General features: G+C 68.8%; 18 protein-coding genes and 1 riboswitch. Of the genes, 9 read left to right on the top strand and 9 right to left on the bottom strand.

All coding sequences use genetic code 11. From position 1 onward, the window contains the following. Positions 1 to 63 precede the first annotated feature (63 nt). A complete protein-coding gene (locus tag JL100_RS29675) occupies positions 64 to 2,337 on the bottom strand; it encodes an NADP-dependent malic enzyme (protein ID WP_202680956.1) in 2,274 nt (757 codons plus the stop codon). A 262-nt stretch (positions 2,338 to 2,599) separates the two neighbouring features. Between JL100_RS29675 and JL100_RS29670 the strand changes: the two genes are divergently transcribed. Next, complete coding sequence (locus JL100_RS29670; protein WP_202680955.1) at positions 2,600 to 2,857, top strand: hypothetical protein; 258 nt, start codon at positions 2,600 to 2,602, stop codon at positions 2,855 to 2,857. Positions 2,858 to 2,923: 66 nt separating this feature from the next. Here JL100_RS29670 and JL100_RS29665 read toward each other — a convergent pair whose 3' ends face one another. Then, positions 2,924 to 4,357, bottom strand: a complete 1,434-nt coding sequence (locus JL100_RS29665) for an APC family permease (protein WP_202680954.1) — start codon at positions 4,355 to 4,357, stop codon at positions 2,924 to 2,926. Between the two features lie 168 nt (positions 4,358 to 4,525). Beyond that, positions 4,526 to 5,056 (bottom strand): hypothetical protein, encoded by a 531-nt coding sequence (locus JL100_RS29660; protein ID WP_202680953.1) that lies wholly within the window; start codon positions 5,054 to 5,056, stop codon positions 4,526 to 4,528. 114 nt (positions 5,057 to 5,170) lie between these two features. Here JL100_RS29660 and mutS point away from each other — a divergent pair, with 114 nt between their 5' ends. After that, positions 5,171 to 7,915 (top strand): DNA mismatch repair protein MutS, encoded by a 2,745-nt coding sequence (gene mutS, locus JL100_RS29655; RefSeq protein ID WP_407696931.1) that lies wholly within the window; start codon positions 5,171 to 5,173, stop codon positions 7,913 to 7,915. A gap of 263 nt (positions 7,916 to 8,178) precedes the next feature. Then, complete coding sequence (locus tag JL100_RS29650) at positions 8,179 to 8,427, top strand: hypothetical protein (protein ID WP_202680952.1); 249 nt, start codon at positions 8,179 to 8,181, stop codon at positions 8,425 to 8,427. 58 nt (positions 8,428 to 8,485) lie between these two features. Here the strand turns inward: JL100_RS29650 and JL100_RS29645 are convergent, their stop codons facing one another. Further along, positions 8,486 to 8,869 (bottom strand): RT0821/Lpp0805 family surface protein, encoded by a 384-nt coding sequence (locus JL100_RS29645; protein WP_202680951.1) that lies wholly within the window; start codon positions 8,867 to 8,869, stop codon positions 8,486 to 8,488. Positions 8,870 to 8,913: 44 nt separating this feature from the next. Then, positions 8,914 to 10,809 (bottom strand): ATP-dependent zinc metalloprotease FtsH, encoded by a 1,896-nt coding sequence (gene ftsH, locus JL100_RS29640; RefSeq protein ID WP_323378353.1) that lies wholly within the window; start codon positions 10,807 to 10,809, stop codon positions 8,914 to 8,916. A 166-nt stretch (positions 10,810 to 10,975) separates the two neighbouring features. After that, positions 10,976 to 11,054, top strand: a riboswitch (SAM riboswitch). A 66-nt stretch (positions 11,055 to 11,120) separates the two neighbouring features. Between ftsH and metZ the strand changes: the two genes are divergently transcribed. The 5 genes from metZ (at position 11,121) to JL100_RS29615 (ending at position 15,674) form a co-directional block, all read left to right on the top strand. Then, complete coding sequence (metZ, locus tag JL100_RS29635) at positions 11,121 to 12,359, top strand: O-succinylhomoserine sulfhydrylase (protein ID WP_202680950.1); 1,239 nt, start codon at positions 11,121 to 11,123, stop codon at positions 12,357 to 12,359. A gap of 116 nt (positions 12,360 to 12,475) precedes the next feature. Then, positions 12,476 to 13,489, top strand: coding sequence for an ABC transporter substrate-binding protein (locus JL100_RS29630; protein WP_202680949.1), 1,014 nt, complete (start codon positions 12,476 to 12,478; stop codon positions 13,487 to 13,489). A 37-nt stretch (positions 13,490 to 13,526) separates the two neighbouring features. Next, entirely contained in the window at positions 13,527 to 14,270 is a 744-nt protein-coding gene (locus tag JL100_RS29625; protein WP_202680948.1) for an ABC transporter permease, read from the top strand. Next, positions 14,258 to 15,028, top strand: a complete 771-nt coding sequence (locus tag JL100_RS29620; protein ID WP_202680947.1) for an ABC transporter ATP-binding protein — start codon at positions 14,258 to 14,260, stop codon at positions 15,026 to 15,028. Before JL100_RS29625 ends, JL100_RS29620 begins: the two co-directional genes overlap by 13 nt. 118 nt (positions 15,029 to 15,146) lie before the next feature. Then, positions 15,147 to 15,674: a phasin family protein gene (locus tag JL100_RS29615; protein ID WP_202680946.1), complete on the top strand. Its 528-nt coding sequence runs from the start codon at positions 15,147 to 15,149 to the stop codon at positions 15,672 to 15,674. A gap of 19 nt (positions 15,675 to 15,693) precedes the next feature. Here the strand turns inward: JL100_RS29615 and JL100_RS29610 are convergent, their stop codons facing one another. The 3 genes from JL100_RS29610 to JL100_RS29600 form a co-directional block, all read right to left on the bottom strand. After that, positions 15,694 to 16,578, bottom strand: a complete 885-nt coding sequence (locus tag JL100_RS29610; protein WP_228420979.1) for a lysophospholipid acyltransferase family protein — start codon at positions 16,576 to 16,578, stop codon at positions 15,694 to 15,696. Then, positions 16,575 to 17,393, bottom strand: a complete 819-nt coding sequence (locus JL100_RS29605; RefSeq protein WP_202680945.1) for a GNAT family N-acetyltransferase — start codon at positions 17,391 to 17,393, stop codon at positions 16,575 to 16,577. The genes JL100_RS29610 and JL100_RS29605 overlap by 4 nt, the downstream gene beginning before the upstream one ends. Before the next feature lie 472 nt (positions 17,394 to 17,865). Then, positions 17,866 to 18,282: a MucR family transcriptional regulator gene (locus tag JL100_RS29600; RefSeq protein ID WP_202680944.1), complete on the bottom strand. Its 417-nt coding sequence runs from the start codon at positions 18,280 to 18,282 to the stop codon at positions 17,866 to 17,868. A 102-nt stretch (positions 18,283 to 18,384) separates the two neighbouring features. On the opposite strand from JL100_RS29600, the gene JL100_RS29595 reads away from it, so the two are divergent. After that, positions 18,385 to 18,627: a sulfurtransferase TusA family protein gene (locus JL100_RS29595; protein WP_202680943.1), complete on the top strand. Its 243-nt coding sequence runs from the start codon at positions 18,385 to 18,387 to the stop codon at positions 18,625 to 18,627. Here JL100_RS29595 and JL100_RS29590 read toward each other — a convergent pair. Beyond that, positions 18,624 to 18,983, bottom strand: a complete 360-nt coding sequence (locus tag JL100_RS29590; protein WP_228420978.1) for a GNAT family N-acetyltransferase — start codon at positions 18,981 to 18,983, stop codon at positions 18,624 to 18,626. The genes JL100_RS29595 and JL100_RS29590 overlap by 4 nt on opposite strands. Positions 18,984 to 19,081 lie beyond the last annotated feature (98 nt).

The raw sequence follows: 19,081 nt of genomic DNA, 5'->3' as shown, positions 1-19,081 counted from the left end.
TTAATTTCCGCGGAAGATAAGGACCCCTTCCGCAGGGGAGGGGTCCAACATCCCGGAGGCCGGTCACCACTGCAGCGAGTCGTGCGCCGCCAGGGCCGCCGCGTTGACGATGTCCGACACGGACGCGCCCATCTGGACGACCTGGGCCGGCTTGTCCAGGCCGATCAGCAGGGGGCCGATCAGCTGGCCGCCGCCCATCTTCTGCAGCAGCTTGGCGCCGATGTTGGCCGCGTGAAGCGCCGGCATGACCAGCACGTTGGCCGGACCCGACAGGCGGCAGAACGGATAGAGCCGCTTCATCAGGTCGTGGTCGAGCGCCACGTCGGCCGACATCTCGCCGTCATACTCGAAGTCGATCCGCCGCTGGTCGAGCATCGCCACCGCGTCCCGCACATGCTCGGCACGCCCGCGCATGTACTGGCCGAAATTGGAGAAGGACAGGAAGGCGACTCGGGGCTCGTGGCCCATCTGGCGCGCCTTGGCGGCCGTCTGGATCGCGATCTCCGCCAGCTCCTCGGTAGTCGGCAGCTCGTTCACCGTGGTGTCGGCGATGAAGACGGTGCGCTTCCGGGTCACCACCACCGAAACGCCGAACACCCGCTGGCCGGCGCGGGGGTCGATCACCAGGGTGATATCCTTGTAGCAGGTGGCGAAGCTTCGGGTCAGGCCGGTCACCATGGCGTCGGCGTCGCCCTGGGCCACCATCAGCGCCGCGAAGACGTTGCGGTCCTGGTTGACCATCCGCTGGCAGTCGCGGAGCAGCGTGCCCCGGCGCTGGAGCCGGCGGTAGAGATAGTCGGAGTAGCGCCGGTTGGCATCGGACAGGCGGGCGTTGTGGATCTCCAGCCCGGTCTGCTCCGGCGACAGGCCCAGCGTCACGAGCTGGTCGCGGATGACCTCCTCGCGGCCGATCAGGATCGGCGTGCCGTAGCCGGCGGCACGGTAGGCCAGGGCGGCGCGGATCGCCCGCTCCTCCTCGCCCTCGGCGAAGACGACGCGCCGGGGGTTCGCCTTGACCTTCTCGAAGATCAGCTGGAGGCTGTCGGCGGTCGGGTCGAGCCGGGTGCGCAGCCCGTTGCGGTAGCCGGTCATGTCGATGATCGGCTTGCGCGCGACGCCGCTCTCCATGGCGGCCTGGGCCACCGCCGGCGGGATCGTCACGATCAGGCGCGGGTCGAACGGCACCGGGATGATGTATTCCGGGCCGTAGCGCAGCCGGCGGCCGGAATAGGCCGCGTCCACCTCGTCCGGCACGTCCTCGCGCGCGAGCGCCGCGATGGCGCGGGCGGCGGCGATCTTCATCGCGTCGTTGATGGTGGAGGCGCGCACGTCGAGGGCGCCGCGGAAGATGTAGGGGAAGCCCAGGACGTTGTTGATCTGGTTGGGGTAGTCGGACCGGCCGGTCGCGATGATCGCGTCGGATCGGACGGCGCGCACCTCCTCCGGGGTGATCTCCGGGTCGGGGTTGGCCAGCGCGAAGATCAGCGGCTTGGCGGCCATGGACCTGACCATGTCCTGGGTGACGGCGCCCTTGGCCGACAGCCCCAGGAACACGTCGGCGCCTTCCAGCGCCTCGGCCAGGGTCCGCGCCTCGGTCTTGACCGCATGCGCCGACTTCCACTGGTTCATGCTGTTGGTGCGGCCCTGGTAGATCACGCCCTTGGTGTCGCACAGGATCGCGCTGTCATGGGGCAGGCCCATGGACTTGAACAGCTCGACGCAGGCGATCGCGGCGGCGCCGGCGCCGTTGATCACCATCTTGATGTCTTCGATCCGGCGGCCGGTCAGGTGCAGCGCGTTGATCAGGCCGGCGGCGGCGATGATCGCGGTGCCGTGCTGGTCGTCGTGGAAGACCGGGATGTCCAGCAGCTCGCGCAGGCGCTGCTCGATGATGAAGCAGTCCGGCGCCTTGATGTCCTCCAGGTTGATGCCGCCGAACGACGGCCCCAGGAAGCGCACGCAGTTGACGAACTCGTCCACGTCGGAGGTGTCCACCTCCAGGTCGATGCCGTCGACGTCGGCGAACCGCTTGAACAGGACGGCCTTGCCCTCCATCACCGGCTTGGACGCCAGGGCGCCCAGGTCGCCCAGGCCCAACACCGCGGTGCCGTTGGAGATCACCGCGACGATGTTGCCCTTGGCCGTGTAGTCGTAGGCGGTCGAGGGATCTTCCTGGATGCGCAGGCACGGCACGGCGACGCCGGGGGAATATGCGAGCGACAGGTCGCGCTGGGTGGTCAGCGGCTTGGTCGGGGCGATCTCGAGCTTGCCGGGGCGGCCGCTGGAATGAAGCAGGAGGGCTTCTTCCTCGGTCACGCGCTTGTCTTGTTCGGACATACGTTTCCTCTTGGACGGCCCGCGGCGGGCGCAGGGGTGAAGCCGCGGACGATCATGGTGGCGGCCGGATTTCCCCCGAGCCCCGATGGCGCGTACCCATAACGAAAGTCAGGGGGAAGTAGGCCTGTTATCTTGTGGTGAACGGTATCATAGTGAAATTGCTCCGCAAGCCGGTTGTAATCGCGAGACTGGCTTGCCCCGGGGCGATGATTAACCCTTAGTTGGTTAAGGTTCGTCGGAACCGGCCGGGACAAGGAAGAGAATGGTCCGGAAAACGCTCCCCCCGACCGCGGCGGCCCTGCTGATCCTCGGCGCCTGCTCGGGCAGCGACAATGCGACGCGGTGGGAGCCGACCCGGAGTGCCCAGTCCGTCGCCGAGAGCGAATGCGCCGAGCAGGTCGACGTCAAGATGCAACTGCGGGGCTATCCGCGCCGCCCGAGCCCGGAAACCCCGCAATTCTCCTACCGCCGGGAGATCTTCGCCAAATGCATGCGCGACAAGGGCTATCGGGAAGAGTGAGGGCGGGAAGAGTGAGGGCGGGAAGAGTGAGGGCGGAAGGAACAGGGCGTGAGGAATGATCCATCCTCATTCCGCCGGCTCCGCCTGCGCCGCCGCGGCCAGGTCGTCCTCCTCCACGTGCCGGGGACGCATCAGGGCGTAGAGGCCCAGGATGCCGGCCAGGATGCCGCCCGCGATCATCGGGGCCTGCCAGTCGCCGGTGGCGAAGCGGTTGACCAGCAGGGCCGCGCAGACCACGGCTCCCAGGGCCGGCACGAAGATCGGCACCTCGAAGCCGCCCGGGGGCTCGCCGGGGCGCAGCTTCAGGATCACCAGGGCGCCGTTGACGATCGCGAACACCAGCAGCAGCAGGAGCACGGTCGCCGAGGCGAGCTGGGTGATGTCGCCCAGCAGGGCCAGGCCGGTGATCATCGCCAGCAGGACCAGCACCGCCACGTGGGGCGTCCGGCGCGTCCGGTGGACCCGGCGCAGGACGTCCGGCAGCAACCCCTGCCGGGCCATGCCGTAGGCGAGCCTGGAGGCGGTGACGTAGTTGAGCAGCGCCGTGTTGGTGACAGCGAACACGGTGATGCCGAGGAAGGCCACCGGCGGAAACCAGGGCGCCGCCCGCCTCACCACCTCGGTCAGCGGCCCGGCGGCGCCGGACAGTTCCTGCCAAGGCACGACCGAGACGGCGGTAATCGAGACCGCGATATAGATCAGCGTCGCCGCGACCATGGCCAGCATGATGCCCCAGGGCAGCACCTTGCGGGGGTTCTTGACCTCCTCCGCGACGTTGATGGAGTCCTCGAACCCGATGAAGGAGAAGAAGGTCAGGACCGCCCCCTGCATCACCAGCAGCGCCGTGATGCCGCCGACGCCGCCCGATGCCCCGCCGGCCGCCCCACCAATCGTGTCGGGCGGCGGCGGCGTTTCCAGGAGGTCGACCGAGCCCCAGTAGCTGAACCCCACCGCGATGACCAGGATCAGGCCGAACGCCTCGACCGTGGTGCACAGGACGTTGAGCCACATGCATTCGCGGATGCCGCGGAACACGATGCCGGCCAGCAGCAGCAGGAAGCCCAGGGCCAACATGGTCAAGGGCACCCCCTCCAGCATGCCGAGCTGCTGCAGGTTCTCCGCGACGACGCGCGACTGGGTCGCGACCGAGGTCAGGCCGGAGCACATCACCGCAAGCCCGACCACGTAGGTCAGCATCGCCTGGCGGTAGGCCCGCTGGGTGACGTAGGCGGCTCCGGCGGCCTTCGGGTAGCGGCTGGCGATCGAGGCGTAGGACAGGCCGGTCAGCAGCGCCGCGACCATGCTGACCAGGAAGGCCAGCCAGATCGCGTTGCCCATCTGGCCGGCCGCCTTGCCGATCAGGCCGTAGATGCCGGCGCCCAGCATGCTGCCCAGCGCGTAGAAAGCCATCTGGGTCATGCCGATGGAGCGCTGGAGCGGCGGCCCGTCCGCTCCCCCCGTGTCGCCGGCCCTATCGGACGGTGTATCCGCTTCGCGCATGACCTTGACCTCGCCGTGGCTGGATCGGGTGACGCCGCCGGGGAGCCGAGGCTGTCACGGATCCTTCAACAACGAAGAAGAAGAATCGGCGCGAGAGGGGAAGGAACGCGGAAGCGGTGAAGTACCCTCCGATAAAAAGCGGCAGCCGGGGCGATCGGCCGATGCCGGTCAACTGTCGCCGGCGCCGGATTCTGCCGCCTTTTCACGCTCCGCCACATGGACGTTGCGTCCGCCCGCCCCCGTCAGGGCGTCGCGCGCCCGCCGCTCCTTCTCCGGGTCGTCGTCGACGCAGACCCACAGGATCACGCCGCCGGCCTCCAGCGCGCGGGCGAAATCGTCGGTCTCCGGGTGGGCGGTCACCTCGTCCAGGTACTCCTTGACCGCGGCGCCGCCGACCCCGGCCGCCACCAGCGCCGCGATGGGTCCGGCGATCGGGCCGCCGACGATCGCGATCAGGCCGGCGGTGGTCAGCGGGAAGGCGTAGTTGAGATCGCCCAGGAGCGCGGTCAGCGCCTCGTCCCGCGGTATGGCCGGCCGGCCCGCGACGTCGATCGACTCGTGGCTGGACAGAACGCTGAGGTCGGTGCGGTCGAAGCCGGCCCGCATCAGGGCCACCACGGCCCGGTCGAAATCGGGGCGGTTCTCGAACAGGGCCACCATCTCGCGCACCCTTCCGGATTTGGCTTTGGTCCTGGCCATGATGGTGCATTCCCCCGTGTACGTGCCTGTTTCATAGTCGCTCGGGACAGTCTAGCCCCGGCGCAGCCGCGTGCCTAGGCCATGGTGCGTCCGGCGTGCTAGGGTGGCGCCGCCATGAGATCCCCCGAGAAGAAACTTCCCGAGAACACCTTCCCCGACACCGATCCGGTTGCCGTGCCCGACACAACGCTTGCCTCCCCCGCCGCCCCGCCCGCCTCGACTCCGATGATGGCGCAGTACCTGGAGATCAAGCAGGCCCATCCGGGCTGCCTGCTGTTCTACAGGATGGGCGACTTCTACGAGCTGTTCTTCGACGACGCGGTCGCCGCGGCGGCGACGCTCGACATCACCCTGACCCGGCGCGGCCAGCATAACGGCGAGGACATCCCGATGTGCGGGGTGCCGGTCCACAGCCACGAGAACTACCTGCTGCGCCTGATCCGCCACGGCCATCGGGTCGCGATCTGCGAGCAGATGGAGGACCCGGCGGAGGCCAAGAAGCGCGGCGGCAAGTCGGTGGTCAAGCGGGCGGTGGTGCGGGTCGTCACCCCCGGCACGCTGACCGAGGACAGCCTGCTGGACGCCCGCGCCAACAATTTCCTGGGCGCGCTGGCCGAGACGGCGGGCGGCACCGGGCTCGCCTGGCTGGACCTGTCCACCGGCGAGCTGACGCTCCAGCCGGTGAGCCGGGACGGTCTGGCCGCCGCCCTGCAGCGACTCGATCCGCAGGAGCTGGTGCTGCCCGAGCGGCTGGTCCAGCAGCCCGACCTGTTCGAGCTGTTCGGCGAGTGGAAGAGCCGGCTGACGGTCCAGCCGAACAGCCGGTTCGACAGCGAGAACGGCCGGCGGCGGCTGCTCGACCTGTTCGGCGTCGGCACGCTGGACGCCTTCGGCAGCTTCAGCCGGGCGGAGGTCGCGGCGGCCGGCGCCCTGGTGGACTATGTCGAGCTGACCCAGAAGGGCCGGGTGCCGCGGCTGAACCCGCCGCGCCAGCTGGCCCAGGGCGCCGTCATGGAAATCGACCAGGCGACCCGCCGGAACCTGGAGCTGACCCGGACCCTGATCGGCGAGCGCCGGGGCAGCCTGCTGGCCGCGATCGACCGCACCGTGACCGGGCCCGGCGCCCGCCTGCTGGCGGCGTGGCTGTCGGCCCCCTCGACCGACAGGGCCGAGATCTCCGGCCGGCTCGACATGGTGGAGTTCTTCCTGGCGGAGGATCGGGTCCGGGCGGAGGCGCGCGCGCTGCTGCGCCAATGCCCCGACATGGAGCGGGCGCTGTCGCGGCTGGCCCTGGGCCGGGGCGGCCCGCGCGACCTCGCCTGCGTCCGCGACGGCCTTGTGCGCGCCGTGGAGATGCGCCGCGCGCTGGCCGGTGCCGGCATGACGCCGGGACCCGCCGGGATCGAAACGGCGGCGGCGGGCCTGGGCGAGCATTCCACCCTGATCGACCGGCTGGAGCGCGCGCTGGCGCCCGACCTGCCGCTGCTGGCCCGCGACGGCGGGTTCATCGCGCGCGGCTTCGCGCTCCACCTGGACGACCTGGTGACCCTGCGGGACGAGAGCCGCCGGCTGATCGCCGCGATGCAGGCGCGCTATGCCGACCTGTCCGGCGTGTCCGGGCTGAAGATACGGCACAACAACGTGCTGGGCTATTACATCGAGGTGACGCCGACCCACGCCGACAAGCTGATGGCCGGCAAGGCGGCGGAGACCTTCATCCACCGACAGACGCTGGCGAGCGCCGTCCGCTTCACCACGGTCGAGCTGGGCGAGCTGGAGCGGAAGATCTCGGAGGCCGCGGACAAGGCGGTGGCGGTCGAGCTGGCGCTGTTCGACGAGCTGGTCGGCGACGTCACCGCCCGGGCCGGCCGGATCGGCGAGGCCGCCCGCGCGCTGGCCCTGCTGGACGTGACGACGGCGCTGGCCGAGCTGGCGGAGGAGCGGCGCTATTGCCGGCCGGTCGTGGACGACAGCCTGGAGTTTGAGATCAGGGGCGGCCGCCACCCGGTGGTCGAGGCGGCGCTGACCGCGTCGGACGGCTCGCAGTTCGTCGCCAACGACTGCGACCTGGGGCCTGACGACCGGCTGTGGCTGCTGACCGGCCCCAACATGGCGGGCAAATCCACCTTCCTGCGCCAGAACGCGCTGATCGCCGTGATGGCCCAGATCGGCAGCTTCGTTCCGGCCGAGCGGTGCCGGATCGGCATGGTGGACCGGCTGTTCAGCCGCGTGGGAGCGGCCGACGACCTGGCGCGCGGGCGCTCCACCTTCATGGTCGAGATGGTCGAGACGGCGGCGATCCTGAACCAGGCGGGGCCGCGCGCGCTGGTGATCCTGGACGAGATCGGCCGGGGAACGGCGACCTTCGACGGGCTGTCGATCGCCTGGGCCTGCGTCGAGCACCTGCACGAGGCGACCCGCTGCCGGGCGCTGTTCGCGACCCACTATCACGAGCTGACGACCCTGGCCGCCAAGCTGCCCCGACTGTCCTGCCACACCATGCGGATCAAGGAGTGGCAGGGGGAGGTGGTCTTCCTGCACGAGGTCGCGGCGGGCTCGGCCGACCGCAGCTACGGCATCCACGTGGCCAAGCTGGCCGGGCTGCCGGAGGCGGTGATCGCGCGGGCCGAGCAGGTGCTGGAGATCCTGGAGAAGGGCGAGCACGGAGTCAGCGTCGCCCGGCTGGCCGACGACCTGCCGCTGTTCAGCGTCGCCCTGCGGCGGAAGGAGCCTGAACCGGCGGCACCGGCCGGGCCGTCGCCGATCGAGCAGGCGCTGAAGGCGATCAACCCGGACGAGCTGACGCCCAAGGCGGCGCTGGACGAGCTTTACCGGCTGCGGTCGATGCTGGGCGGGTGAGGTGGAGAAGGATTCGGATCAGATACCCGCCTAGGTCTCGTGGCAAATACAAGCAATCGGTAATAACCCCGTAGTAATCCGTAGGTCGGGTAGAGCGAAGCGGCACCCGACATCAACGCGCCTGCTTTGTCGGGTGCCGCTTCGCTCTACCCGACCTACGGTTATGACTTCAATCTGTAGCGGCTATACCGAGAAACAACACCGGTCGGCGATGATCTCTATGACGTGTATCTCGACGAGTTGAGAGAGGAAGGGTTGATCCCATGAGTGGACGCAAGAGCTTCGCAGGCCTGCGATCCAAAATGAGCCCTAGAAGCAAGGCTCGGATCGAGGATAGAAAGAACCTCCTGCGCAACGAGATGGCGCTGCACGAGCTGCGTGAATCGCGGTGCCTGACCCAGGCCGCGCTTGGCGAGACATCGAAGGTCGATCAGTCCGCCGTCGCCCAATTTCCCGAGGGGGACGTCGTGATCAGGAACTTCGCGGAGGTGGAGGGCCGCTCGGCAGATTGAACTTCCGCCTTCGCGGCGATCTCCCCGGCCGCTATCCGGATGGTGTCTGGGGAAAGCTTCAGCTGCCCAGGGTGTAGCCGCCCTCGGGGGACCATTTGCCCGACTCGCGGCAGGCCTTGCCGACCTGCTGGGCGCGGACGACGCCCTTGCTGGCGACCAGATGGAATTCCTGGCAGAGCTTGCCGTCTCGGGTATAGCCCTGGCGGATCACCGTGACGGCGCCGTTCTTGCCGGTCGCCGGGTTGGACCACTGGACCGGCTTGCCGACGCCACCGCGCGACGCCGTCTGAAGGGTCTGGTCGATGATCGTGCGGTCGCTGTCCTCCAGCGTGACCAGGGGGGCGGCTTCCGGCGTCACCGTGGCGGCGCCCGGGCCGGCGGGCTTGTCGGCGGCGCATCCCGCCAGGGCGAGGACGGCGGCGGCCAGGAGGAACTTCTTCATTGCGGCACCTTGGTTCATGCGGGCTCGGTCGCGGTCAGGCCGGCTCATACCGCCACTTCATAATGGTCGGGATCGGCCTCGACAAGCCTGACGCCGGACGGCGCCGGCCGTTCCATGTCGCGCTCCAGGATGGCGCGGACGGCGGCGGCGTCCAGGGTTTCGTCCCGCAGCAGGCCGTCGGCCAGTTCGTGCAGGCGGGGAAGGTCGGCGGCGATCAGGTCGTATGCGCGGCGGTATGCCGCGTCGATGATGCCGCGCACCTCCTCGGCGACCTGGGGAGACAGGGCGCCCGGCTCGCCGGCGGGGGAGCGCGCCGCGGTCGCGGCGGCCGGTGCGGCGCCGCGGCCGTAGGCGACCATGCCGAATCGGTCGGACATGCCCCAGGTGGTGACCATCTTGGTCGCGATGTCGGTCGCCATCTGGATGTCTCCGGCGGCGCCCGTCGTCACGAAATCCCTGCCGAACACGATCTCCTCGGCCGCCCTGCCGCCCATGGTCACGTCCAGCTCCGCCTCCAGCCGCGCCCGGGACAGGCAGAAGCGGTCCTCCAGCGGCAGCCGGACCATCATGCCCAGCGACCGGCCGCGCGGCACGATGGTGACCTTGTGGACCGGGTCGGAGTGCCTGGAGCGCCAGGCGACCAGCGCGTGCCCGGCCTCGTGGAAGGCGGTCAGGCGGCGCTCGTCCTCGGACATGACGGTGGCCTTCTCGCCGCCCATGACGATCTTGTCGCGGGCCTGCTCGAAATCGGCCATGGAGACCAGGGCGCGGCCCGCGCGGGCCGCCCGGAGCGCCGCCTCGTTGACGACATTGGCGAGGTCGGCGCCCGACATGCCGGGCGTGCCGCGGGCGACCAGCGTCAGGTCCACGTCGGCGTCCAGCGCCACGCGGGAGGCGTGGACCGCCAGGATGGCGGCGCGCCCCTTGATGTCGGGATTGCCGACGAAGACATGGCGGTCGAACCGGCCGGGCCGCACGATCGCCGGGTCGAGCACGTCCACCCGGTTGGTCGCCGCGATCACGATCAGGCCGCTGGCGCGGGCGAAGCCGTCCATCTCGGCCAGGAGCTGGTTCAGCGTGTTCTCGGTCTCGATCTGGCCGCCGGTCGGAGAGGTGGCGCCGCGCGCCCGGGCCAGGGCGTCGATCTCGTCGATGAACAGGATGCAGGGAGCGCGCTTGCGGGCGTCGCGGAACAGCCGGCGGATGCGGGCGGCCCCGACGCCGACATACATCTCCACGAAGTCGGACCCGGTGACGGCGAAGAACGGCACCCCGGCCTCGCCCGCGACGGCGCGCGCCAGCAGGGTCTTTCCGGTACCGGGAGGACCGACCAGGAGCACGCCCTTGGGGATGCCGGCGCCGATGCCCTTGAAACGATCCGGGTCCTTCAGGAAATCCACCAGTTCGGTCAGCTCGGCGCGCGCCTCGTCCACGCCGGCGACGTCGGAGAACCGGATGTTGGAGGTGGCGGTGCCCGCCTTCTTGACCGGCGAGCGCATCATGCCGACCATGAACACCAGGGCGAAGCCCAGGAAGCCCACCATGTTCAGCTTGAGCAGCACGTCGAGCCACCGGTTGGTGGTCAGCAGGGCGCCGCCCTCGGTCGGCTCGACGGTCATCGGGATGCCGGGGGCCGCGACCGCCTGCCTCAGGGCATCGGTCCACAGGACGGTGGTGACGCCGTGCAGGCCGTCGCGGTCGGTGAATTCGATCCGGTTGCCGGCGACGGCCAGGGAAGCGATTTGTCCGGCGGCGAGACGATCGGCGAACTCGCTCTGCCCGACCTCCTCCCGGTCGATCCGGCTGAGCAGTGCCGCCGCACCGCCGGAGCCGGAGGCGTAGACATAGGCCAGCCCGGCGCCGCCGGTAAGCGCCCCGGTCACCGCCAGGGCCGCCACGATCGAAATCACCCGCGCGTGCCGTTTAAGGAAGGTTTTCATCAGCGACCCGGAGAGTCTGAGCATGATTGAGACGAAGCCGGGGCATTGAGTACAGAAACATAGTTAATAAGATGTATGCGCGGCGGTATGTATGCGCAGCGGCGCGGCAACGGGGCCGCGCCGCTTTCGACATGGATCTTGACGCCCTCCCCCGCTCCGGCTAGAACCCGCGAAACGTGGTGATTTGGCGACCGGCTTGCAGGCCACGTAAAATAAGCTGCTAAAAAGGTTTGGAGTCGCGTCCGCGCCTCGATCCCTTGTCGGTCGGGGCTTTTTTGCGTACCCGCAACGGCGGGCGGAGCGACGACACCATGACCAAGAACGACACTTCCCCCAAGAACGACGTTTCCCCCGGGAACGGCAATCCCGCGGCCACTCCCGCGAAGCTGCGGCCGCGCACCCGCATGGTTCATGCCGGGACCCTGCGGACCGGCTTCGACGAGACCTGCGAAGCGATCTTCATGACGTCGGGCTATGTCTACGGCTCGGCGGAGGAGGCGGAGGCCGCCTTCGCGACCGACGGGCTGCGCTACGTCTATTCGCGCTTCCGCAACCCGACCGTCGCCATGTTCGAGGACCGGCTGGCGGCGTACGAGGGGGCGGAGCGCTGTTTCGCCACCGGCAGCGGCATGGCGGCGGTGTTCGCGGCCCTGATGTGCCAGCTGAAGGCGGGCGACCGCATCGTGGCGCCGCGCGCCCTATTCGGATCCTGCCTGCACATCGTCAAGAACCTGGCGCCCCAGTACGGAATCGAGACGACCCTTGTGGACGGGACGAAGGCGGAGGAATGGCGGGAGGCCCTGGGCCGCCCGGCCAACGTGGTGTTCCTGGAGACCCCGTCCAACCCGATGCTCGACATCGTGGACCTGGAGCTGGTCTGCGGGCTGGCCCATGCCGCCGGCGCCCGCGTGGTGGTCGACAACGTGTTCGCGACCCCCGTGCTCCAGCGCCCGCTGGAGTTCGGCGCCGACATCGTGGTCTATTCCGCGACCAAGCATATCGACGGCCAGGGCCGCTGCCTGGGCGGCGCCATCCTGTGCGACAACAAGTTCGCCGAGCTTCTGGGACCGTTCCTGCGCCACACCGGACCGGCGCTGAGCCCGTTCAACGCCTGGCTGCTGCTGAAGGGCCTGGAGACCATGGACCTGCGGGTCGCCGCCCAGAGCGACGCGGCCCTGCGGGTCGCCGGGTTCCTGGAGGGGCACGGCAAGATCGCCAGGACGCTTTATCCCGGCCTGGAGAGCCATCCCCAGTACGAGCTGGCCCGGCGCCAGATGGGCGGCGGCAGCACGCTGATCGCCTTCGACGTGGCCGGCGGCAAGGCCGAGGCGTTCAGGCTGATGAACGGCCTGCGGATCGTCAAGATCTCCAACAACCTGGGCGACAGCAAGAGCCTGATCACCCACCCCGCGACCAGCACCCACCAGAAGCTGACCGACGAGGACAAGGCCGCCGTCGGCATCAGCCCGGCGAGCATCCGCCTGTCGGTCGGGCTGGAGGACGCGGCCGATCTGATCGAGGACCTGGACCAGGCCCTGGCCCGGGTGTGATTTACACTGTGCGAAAGTGTGAAATTCAGGATTTCACACTTCGGCTTGCGCAGGTGGCGGCCTCCCTCTATATAGCCGGGCTTGTAGTTTCGGCTTTCGTCCAGGGAGTTCCCGTCATGTCGACTCTGTTGTCCAAGGCGCGCCGGTTCGCGGCCGCAGCCGCTGTCCTGATCGCCGGCGGCGTAACGGGGGCCCAGGCCGCCGACGTGCGCGTCGGGTTCATCCCCGTGGCCGGGTCCGGACAGCTGTTCGTCATCGACGGCGAGGGCTGGGCCAAGGACGCCGGGCTCAACCTCAAGCTCACCCAGTTCGAATCAGGCCCGGCGATGATCAGCGCCCTGGCGTCGGGCACGCTCGACGCCTATTACGGCGGCATCGGCCCCATCATGGTGGCGAGCGCCCGCGGCATCGACGTGAAGGTCTACGCCTCCGCCGCGATCGAGGAGATGACGGTGGTCGGGCGCGGCGACTTCGGCACGCAGGCGAACGCCGCGACGGCCGCCGGCTTCAAGGAATTCGCCGAGCGGGAGGGCCGCCCGGTCCGCTTCGCGACCCAGCCGCCCGGCTCCGTCCCCGACACCGTGCTGCGCTATTGGCTGCAGAACGTGGTGAAGGCCGATCCGGCGACCTACCAGATCACCGCCATGGGGATCGAGGCGACCCAGCAGGCGCTGCTGGCCGGCGCCGTCGACGCCGCGACGATCCGCGAGCCGACCCTGACCGTGGTCCAGCAACGCGATCCGAACACCAAGCTGCTGGCGCTGGGCGGCCAGATGCTGCCCAACCAGCCGGGCTCCGTGCTGGCGCTGACCGGCGCCTTCGTCAAGGCCAACCCGGAGGCCGCCAAGTCGCTGGTGGCGCTGAACACCCGCGCCACGACCCTGCTCAAGGAGGAGCCGGACCGGGCCGCCAAGCACCTGCAGAAGGGCCTGGGCAAGGGCATCACCGACCTTGCGACCTTCGAGAAGGCCGTGGTGTCGCCGGCCAGCAAGTTCGTCGCCGATCCCATGACCATCAAGGACGCCACCGGGGTAATGCAGGACTTCCAGCTGCAACTGGGCGTGCTGGAGAAGGCCGCGGATCTGGACGTGCTGTTCGACGACAGCTTCTACCGGGCCTCGGTGCGCTGAGCGCGCGCCCCCGTTCCGGCACCGTGACGTTCCGCTGATGCAACGATCCCTGATCGCCTTCGCCGGGCTGGCCGCCTTCCTGCTCCTGTGGGAGGCGGTCCCGCGCCTCGGCCTGGTCTCGCCCCTGTTCCTGCCGCCGCCCACCAGCCTGCCGCAGGCCTTCCTGCGCGAGATTTCCGGCGGATACTGGCTGGACGCCGTCGTGGCGAGCCTCCGCCATTACCTGCTCGGGCTGGCGCTGGGCACCGGGCTGGGCGTCGCGCTCGGCATCGCGACGGCGCTCTACGACAGGCTGGAGGCGGCGCTGTCCTGGGTGATCCGGCTGCTGCGGCCGGTCCCGGGCCTGGCCTGGGTCCCGTTCGCGATCGTCTGGTTCGGCATCAGCGAGGCGGCCGCGACCTTCATCATCATCATCGGCGTGTTCTGGATCAACTACTACGCCGCCTACGGCGCCGCCAAGGCGATCGACAAGGACCTGCTGGAGGTGGCCGAAGCCTTCGGGCACCGCGGCACCTGGGCCAAGCTGGTCAAGATCGTGCTGCCCGGCTCGACCGCCGGCATCCTGTCCGGCGTGCGCACCGGGCTGGGGCAGGCCTGGATGGCGGTGGTCGCCGCCGAGCTGTTCGGCGTGCCCGGCCTGGGCCAGCGCATGATCCAGGCGTCCAGCCTCCTGGCGACCGACGTGGTCGTCGTTTACATGATCACGATAGCGGCGCTGTACGGCCTGACCGACGCGCTGTTCGTCCAGATCAGGGACCGGTTGCTCATATGGCAGCGCTAGCCGAAAACGTCGTCGACATCCGGGACCTCGCCATCGCCTACGGCGCGGCCCCTCCGGTGCTGTCCGGCTTCACCGCCGCGCTGGAGCGCGGCTCCTTCACGGCGGTCGTCGGGCCGTCGGGCGTGGGCAAGTCGACCCTGCTGCGCGTGCTGGCCGGGCTGACCGCCCCCGCGGCGGGCACGGTGCGGATGCCGGTCGGGGCCGGGACGGGCCGCCGCCCGGTGGCCCTGGTCTTCCAGGAGGCCCGGCTGCTGCCCTGGCGCCGGGTCCTGGAGAACGTCGCCTTCGGTCTGGAGGGCACCGGGCTGCCGAAACCCGACCGGCTGGCCCGTGCCCGCGACACCTTGTCGCTGGTCGGCCTCGCCGACATGGCCGGGCGCTGGCCCCACCAGCTGTCCGGCGGCCAGCGCCAGCGGATCAACCTGGCCCGCGCCCTGTCGGTCCAGCCGGACCTGCTGTTGCTGGACGAGCCATTCTCCGCCCTGGACGCGATCACCCGCCAGACCTTGCAGGACGAGCTGCTGCGGCTGTGGGGCGAGACCGGCACGACCATGCTGTTCGTGACCCACGACCTGGACGAGGCGGTCTATCTGGCCGACCGGGTCGTGCTGCTTGGCGGCAAGCCGGCCGGGATCGTCCGCGACTTCGCCGTGGACCTGGCCCGTCCGCGCGAACGGGACACCGTCAATTTCGCCGACACGGTCCGGACGATCCGGGCGGCCCTGTCGGAGTCGGTCAGCGACGGCGCCGGCATCTGAGTTTTTTTGCACTGCAGCATTTTGGATGCGGAACGCCGTGGGTTGAGGTACGTTGTGTTGGGCAAGGCACCGGCGGTCCCGCCGCGCGCGTGCCCCATTCCACAACGATGTGAACTCCATGATGATCGCTTCCCCGCGAGCTATCGCCGCCCACCGCCGCAACCTCGGCCGCCTCGTCGCGGCAGGGCAGGATCTCGCCCGCACCGCCGAAAAGACCCAGGAGATGGCGCTCGCCTCGGTGCAGACGATCGGCTATCGCACCGCGATGATGATGCAGGCGGTCGGCGACCCGGTGGCGATGACCAACCCGGAATTCACCTTGATGGGCCAGGAGAAGGTCGAGGCCGCGATCCAGTCCCACCACGCGATGATGGACAGCTACAGGGCGATGTTCGAGGGCTGGAGCGCGTGGGTCATGGGCCAGGCGGGCACGACCGCGAAGGCCATGACGGAGCTGGCCACCTGCCGCACGCCCGCCGACGTCGTCCGGATCCAGCAGAATTTCGTCCAGTGCAGCTTCGTCAATGCCACCAACGCGGCGACCAAGCTGACCGAGGCCGTGATCCGCATGGCCGACGCGGGCCTGGTGCCGATCCACAAGGTGGCTTCCGCGAACGCCGCGCGCCTGGCGAACGAACGCGCCTGACCGGTGCCGCCCGGCGGCATCATTCGGCAGGGGCGCCCGCGACCGCGGGTCCGCCCGGGGTAGAGCCCGCCGGCGGACGGTCCGGCGCCGCCGCGGCCCCCCGCCCCGATACGGCGCGATCGACCCCGGCGGCGACCACGCGCCAGCAATGCTCGGCCAGCGCCTTCCGGCTGCCGAACGCCTCCACGTCGACCGGTTCGTGGAATTCCACCTGGACCGTCACGCGGCCCAGCTTGACCATCCGCCAGACATGGCCGGCCAGCTCCATGTCGCCGTACCAGGCGTAGAACGGCCGCAGCGCCCGCCCCAGGGGGATGCCGTCCAGCTTGACCGCGGTGACCGAGACGGGCTGCACCTGGATCGGACGGCCATCCACACGAAGCGCAGCGACGCTGAACAAAGCTGTTTTGAACGGCAGGGTCCGGTTGCCGTCGGACGAGGTGCCTTCGGGGAACAGGATCAGGATGTCGCCGTCCTCCAGCCGGCCGCGCATGTCGTCGCGGTGGGTCCCGGCGTTGCGCGCCTTGCGGTCCACGAACACCGTCTGCTGGAGCTTGGCCAGGAGGCCGAAGAAAGGCCATCCCCCCACTTCCGTCTTGGCGACGAAGGAGCCGGGGATGAGGGAGCCCAGGACGATGATGTCCAGGTACGAGGAATGGTTGGAGACGACGAGCGTGGGACGGGCAAGGAGCGGCCGGCCGGTCACGGCGACCTGAAGGCCCAGGATCCGCGCGCAGGCCGCGTGGTAGGCCCGGGGAAGCCTGTGCCGCAGGGGAGACCGCAGCCATACCAGCAGGGCCTGCACCGGCATCAGCAGAACCGTGAAGGCGCCGTAGACGGCCAGCCGCGCGACGCCGAGCAGGGCCGACCCCATGCCGTCGTCGGATTTGCGCGCCGACTTCATGCCGCCAGGGCGTCTCGCCGCCGTTCGTAATGCTTGAAGTACTTGTCCGTGACCTGGTCCGTCTTGACCACGATGCAAACGTCGGTGGTGTTGAACTGCTCGTCGATCACGGCGCCGTCGCCGACGAAGCCGCCCAGGCGGAGATAGCCCTTGATCAGCGGCGGCAGCAGGTTGAGGGCCGCGCGCATGTCGATCTCGTGCTCCTCCATCAGGTTCATGCAGGTGTAGCGGTCCGGCAAGGCCACCGGCCGCAGGCCCTGCGGGGCCAGGTGGTTGTGGTGCAGGAACGAGAGCGGCAGGGCCAGCTTGCGCGGATCGGTGCCCGGCAGGCTGGCGCAGCCGAACATCAGCGCGATGTCGTACTGGAAGACGTAGGCGGCGATGCCGCGCCACAGGAGCTGCATGGTCGGCCGGGAGCGGTAGGCGGCATCGACGCAGGAACGCCCCAGCTCCAGGACCTCCCCCGGATAGCCGGCGAGCAGCGAGATGTCGTATTCGTCGCTGGAATAGAACCGCCCGGCCGACCGGGCGGCGGGACGGCGGATCAGCCGGTAGGTTCCGACCACGCCGGAAGCACCGGAGCCCAGGTTGTGGTCGATGACCAGGAGATGGTCGCAGACCCGGTCGAAACCGTCGAAGTCCCGGCCCCGAGCCGCCATTTCCGCGGTCGGCCGGGCCGCCATCTCGGTGTAGAACACTCGGTATCGCAGCGCCTGGGCTGCATCAACCTCGGCCGAGGATTCGGCCAGTCGGACTTCCAGATTGCCGGAGCGCAGATCGCCCTGGACAAGCTGATCGATCATGAGGTCGGCCATGCTCTCGCTTGCGGTGCTCGGGTTGCACAAGCATGGCTGGCCGCCGCTTGACCACGATACGGGCCGTCCCGGGCGGGAGGGCGATCCGCGGTGCGGCGCACGCCATGCCGACGGAACGGGCAGTCGACTCGAAGGGGCTGCAACGTTCCATCGTCCGACACGCATACCACAAAGCGCTAGGCCAAGGTCAACTGAGTCATTTATTTGTAATCATCAGCAGCCATACAAGTACTGGCAGTAGTAGCTGCGACGCGTCGTCGCCCCGCTTCCGCCGGCTGCCGGCATCCGGTGACAATACAGTCCCGTCAAGACATCGCGGTTCGAACACCCCGGCCGAAACATCCGTTCGACGGCTCATCGGATCGAGAGGCCAATCGATGGGCCATCGGAAATTCAGGCGCGTCGCCCGGGGCCGGAAAGCCCCGGGCACCTGGAGCATCCGATCGAAGACGGAGTGCCGAACCCCCCGCCGTCAGGCGGCGCCGCGCCGGGCGCGGGTGCCGAGGCCGATCTGCTTGGCCAGCCTGCTCCGCTGCTTGGCGTAGTTCGGCGCGACCATGGGATAGTCGGGAGGCAGCTGCCAGCGGTCGCGGTATTCCTCCGGCGTCATGTCATAAGCGGTTTTCAGATGCCGCTTCAGCATTTTGAGCTTCTTGCCGTCCTCCAGACAGATTATATATTCCGGAGTAACCGACTTCTTGATCGGAACCGCTGGTTGCGGCCGCTCGACGACCGGCGCCGGCTCGACGCCAACATTGGCGAGGGTCCTGTAGACCTGCTCGATCAGTTGGGGCAGGTCTGTAACGGCCACTGTATTGTTGGAAACATGAGCAGCCACGATCTCTGTCGTCAGAGACAACAGCTCGTTGGATGGGGATCCGTTGTTCATCTATCTTTGCTCCAGGGGACCGACAAACTGTGATATAAGTCTTCTCCGCGAGCAACGCAATAACGATCTACTGCGAGTGAAGAGCACATTTTGAGCACAGCAATGTCAGCGGATTACTTCCTCGATATCACAGCGGACGTCTGTCCGTTAACCTTTGTCCGGACCAAGTTGCGGATCGAGCGCATGGCCTCCGGGGAAACCCTGGAAGTCCGCTTGAATGCTGGGGAACCCTTGGAAAATGTGCCCAGATCGTTGATCGAGCTGGGCCACTCCGTACAGGGGCCGGAACCGGAAAACGCCAGTGCTTCGGAAGGGGTCCACCGGCTTTGGGTGATCAAGCGTTAACTATGGTTCGTATTAAGTTGGAATAGTTCCAACTTCATGACAATAGCCGCGACTGCTCCGTCTATTCGGCGGTAATAGTTGGGTCTGCGACCAATTTCGAGAAATCCCCGTCTTCTATACAGACGAAGGGCCGGGTTGTTGTCCTCGGCGACCTCCAGGAACAGACTTTCGGCGCCGCAGTCCCGAGCCGTGTCCGCCGCCGCGTCGAGCAGCGCCCCGCCGGCGCCGGCGCGCCGCGCCGCGGAGTCTATGCCGATCGTGATAATCTCTCCTTCCCCGGCCGCGACGCGGGCCAGGACGAAGCCGACGGGCTGCCGTTCCTCCGGCGCGCCGGCGTCGGCGAGGAAGGCGAACATGCCGGGCGTCGCCAGCAGGCGACCAATGGCCGCACCGCTCCAGGGATCCTCCGGGAAGCAGGCGGAATGAAGCCATCCGAGGAGCTCGCAGTCCGCGA

Origin of the sequence: Skermanella mucosa, from assembly GCF_016765655.2 — a bacterium.
Taxonomy (GTDB): Bacteria; Pseudomonadota; Alphaproteobacteria; order Azospirillales; family Azospirillaceae; genus Skermanella; species Skermanella mucosa.
Note: the sequence above shows the minus strand (reverse complement) of the source record. Positions and strands in the feature narration are given on the sequence as shown.

Bases quoted from the DNA above. Each gene is read 5' to 3' on its own strand.
- JL100_RS29675 (WP_202680956.1), bottom strand. From the start codon at position 2,337: ATGTCCGAACAAGACAAGCGCGTGACCGAGGAAGAAGCCCTCCTGCTT.
- JL100_RS29670 (WP_202680955.1), top strand. From the start codon at position 2,600: ATGGTCCGGAAAACGCTCCCCCCGACCGCGGCGGCCCTGCTGATCCTC.
- JL100_RS29665 (WP_202680954.1), bottom strand. From the start codon at position 4,357: ATGCGCGAAGCGGATACACCGTCCGATAGGGCCGGCGACACGGGGGGA.
- JL100_RS29660 (WP_202680953.1), bottom strand. From the start codon at position 5,056: ATGGCCAGGACCAAAGCCAAATCCGGAAGGGTGCGCGAGATGGTGGCC.
- mutS (WP_407696931.1), top strand. From the start codon at position 5,171: ATGAGATCCCCCGAGAAGAAACTTCCCGAGAACACCTTCCCCGACACC.
- JL100_RS29650 (WP_202680952.1), top strand. From the start codon at position 8,179: ATGAGTGGACGCAAGAGCTTCGCAGGCCTGCGATCCAAAATGAGCCCT.
- JL100_RS29645 (WP_202680951.1), bottom strand. From the start codon at position 8,869: ATGAAGAAGTTCCTCCTGGCCGCCGCCGTCCTCGCCCTGGCGGGATGC.
- ftsH (WP_323378353.1), bottom strand. From the start codon at position 10,809: ATGAAAACCTTCCTTAAACGGCACGCGCGGGTGATTTCGATCGTGGCG.
- metZ (WP_202680950.1), top strand. From the start codon at position 11,121: ATGACCAAGAACGACACTTCCCCCAAGAACGACGTTTCCCCCGGGAAC.
- JL100_RS29630 (WP_202680949.1), top strand. From the start codon at position 12,476: ATGTCGACTCTGTTGTCCAAGGCGCGCCGGTTCGCGGCCGCAGCCGCT.
- JL100_RS29625 (WP_202680948.1), top strand. From the start codon at position 13,527: ATGCAACGATCCCTGATCGCCTTCGCCGGGCTGGCCGCCTTCCTGCTC.
- JL100_RS29620 (WP_202680947.1), top strand. From the start codon at position 14,258: ATGGCAGCGCTAGCCGAAAACGTCGTCGACATCCGGGACCTCGCCATC.
- JL100_RS29615 (WP_202680946.1), top strand. From the start codon at position 15,147: ATGATGATCGCTTCCCCGCGAGCTATCGCCGCCCACCGCCGCAACCTC.
- JL100_RS29610 (WP_228420979.1), bottom strand. From the start codon at position 16,578: ATGAAGTCGGCGCGCAAATCCGACGACGGCATGGGGTCGGCCCTGCTC.
- JL100_RS29605 (WP_202680945.1), bottom strand. From the start codon at position 17,393: ATGGCCGACCTCATGATCGATCAGCTTGTCCAGGGCGATCTGCGCTCC.
- JL100_RS29600 (WP_202680944.1), bottom strand. From the start codon at position 18,282: ATGAACAACGGATCCCCATCCAACGAGCTGTTGTCTCTGACGACAGAG.
- JL100_RS29595 (WP_202680943.1), top strand. From the start codon at position 18,385: ATGTCAGCGGATTACTTCCTCGATATCACAGCGGACGTCTGTCCGTTA.
- JL100_RS29590 (WP_228420978.1), bottom strand. From the start codon at position 18,983: ATGTTCGCCTTCCTCGCCGACGCCGGCGCGCCGGAGGAACGGCAGCCC.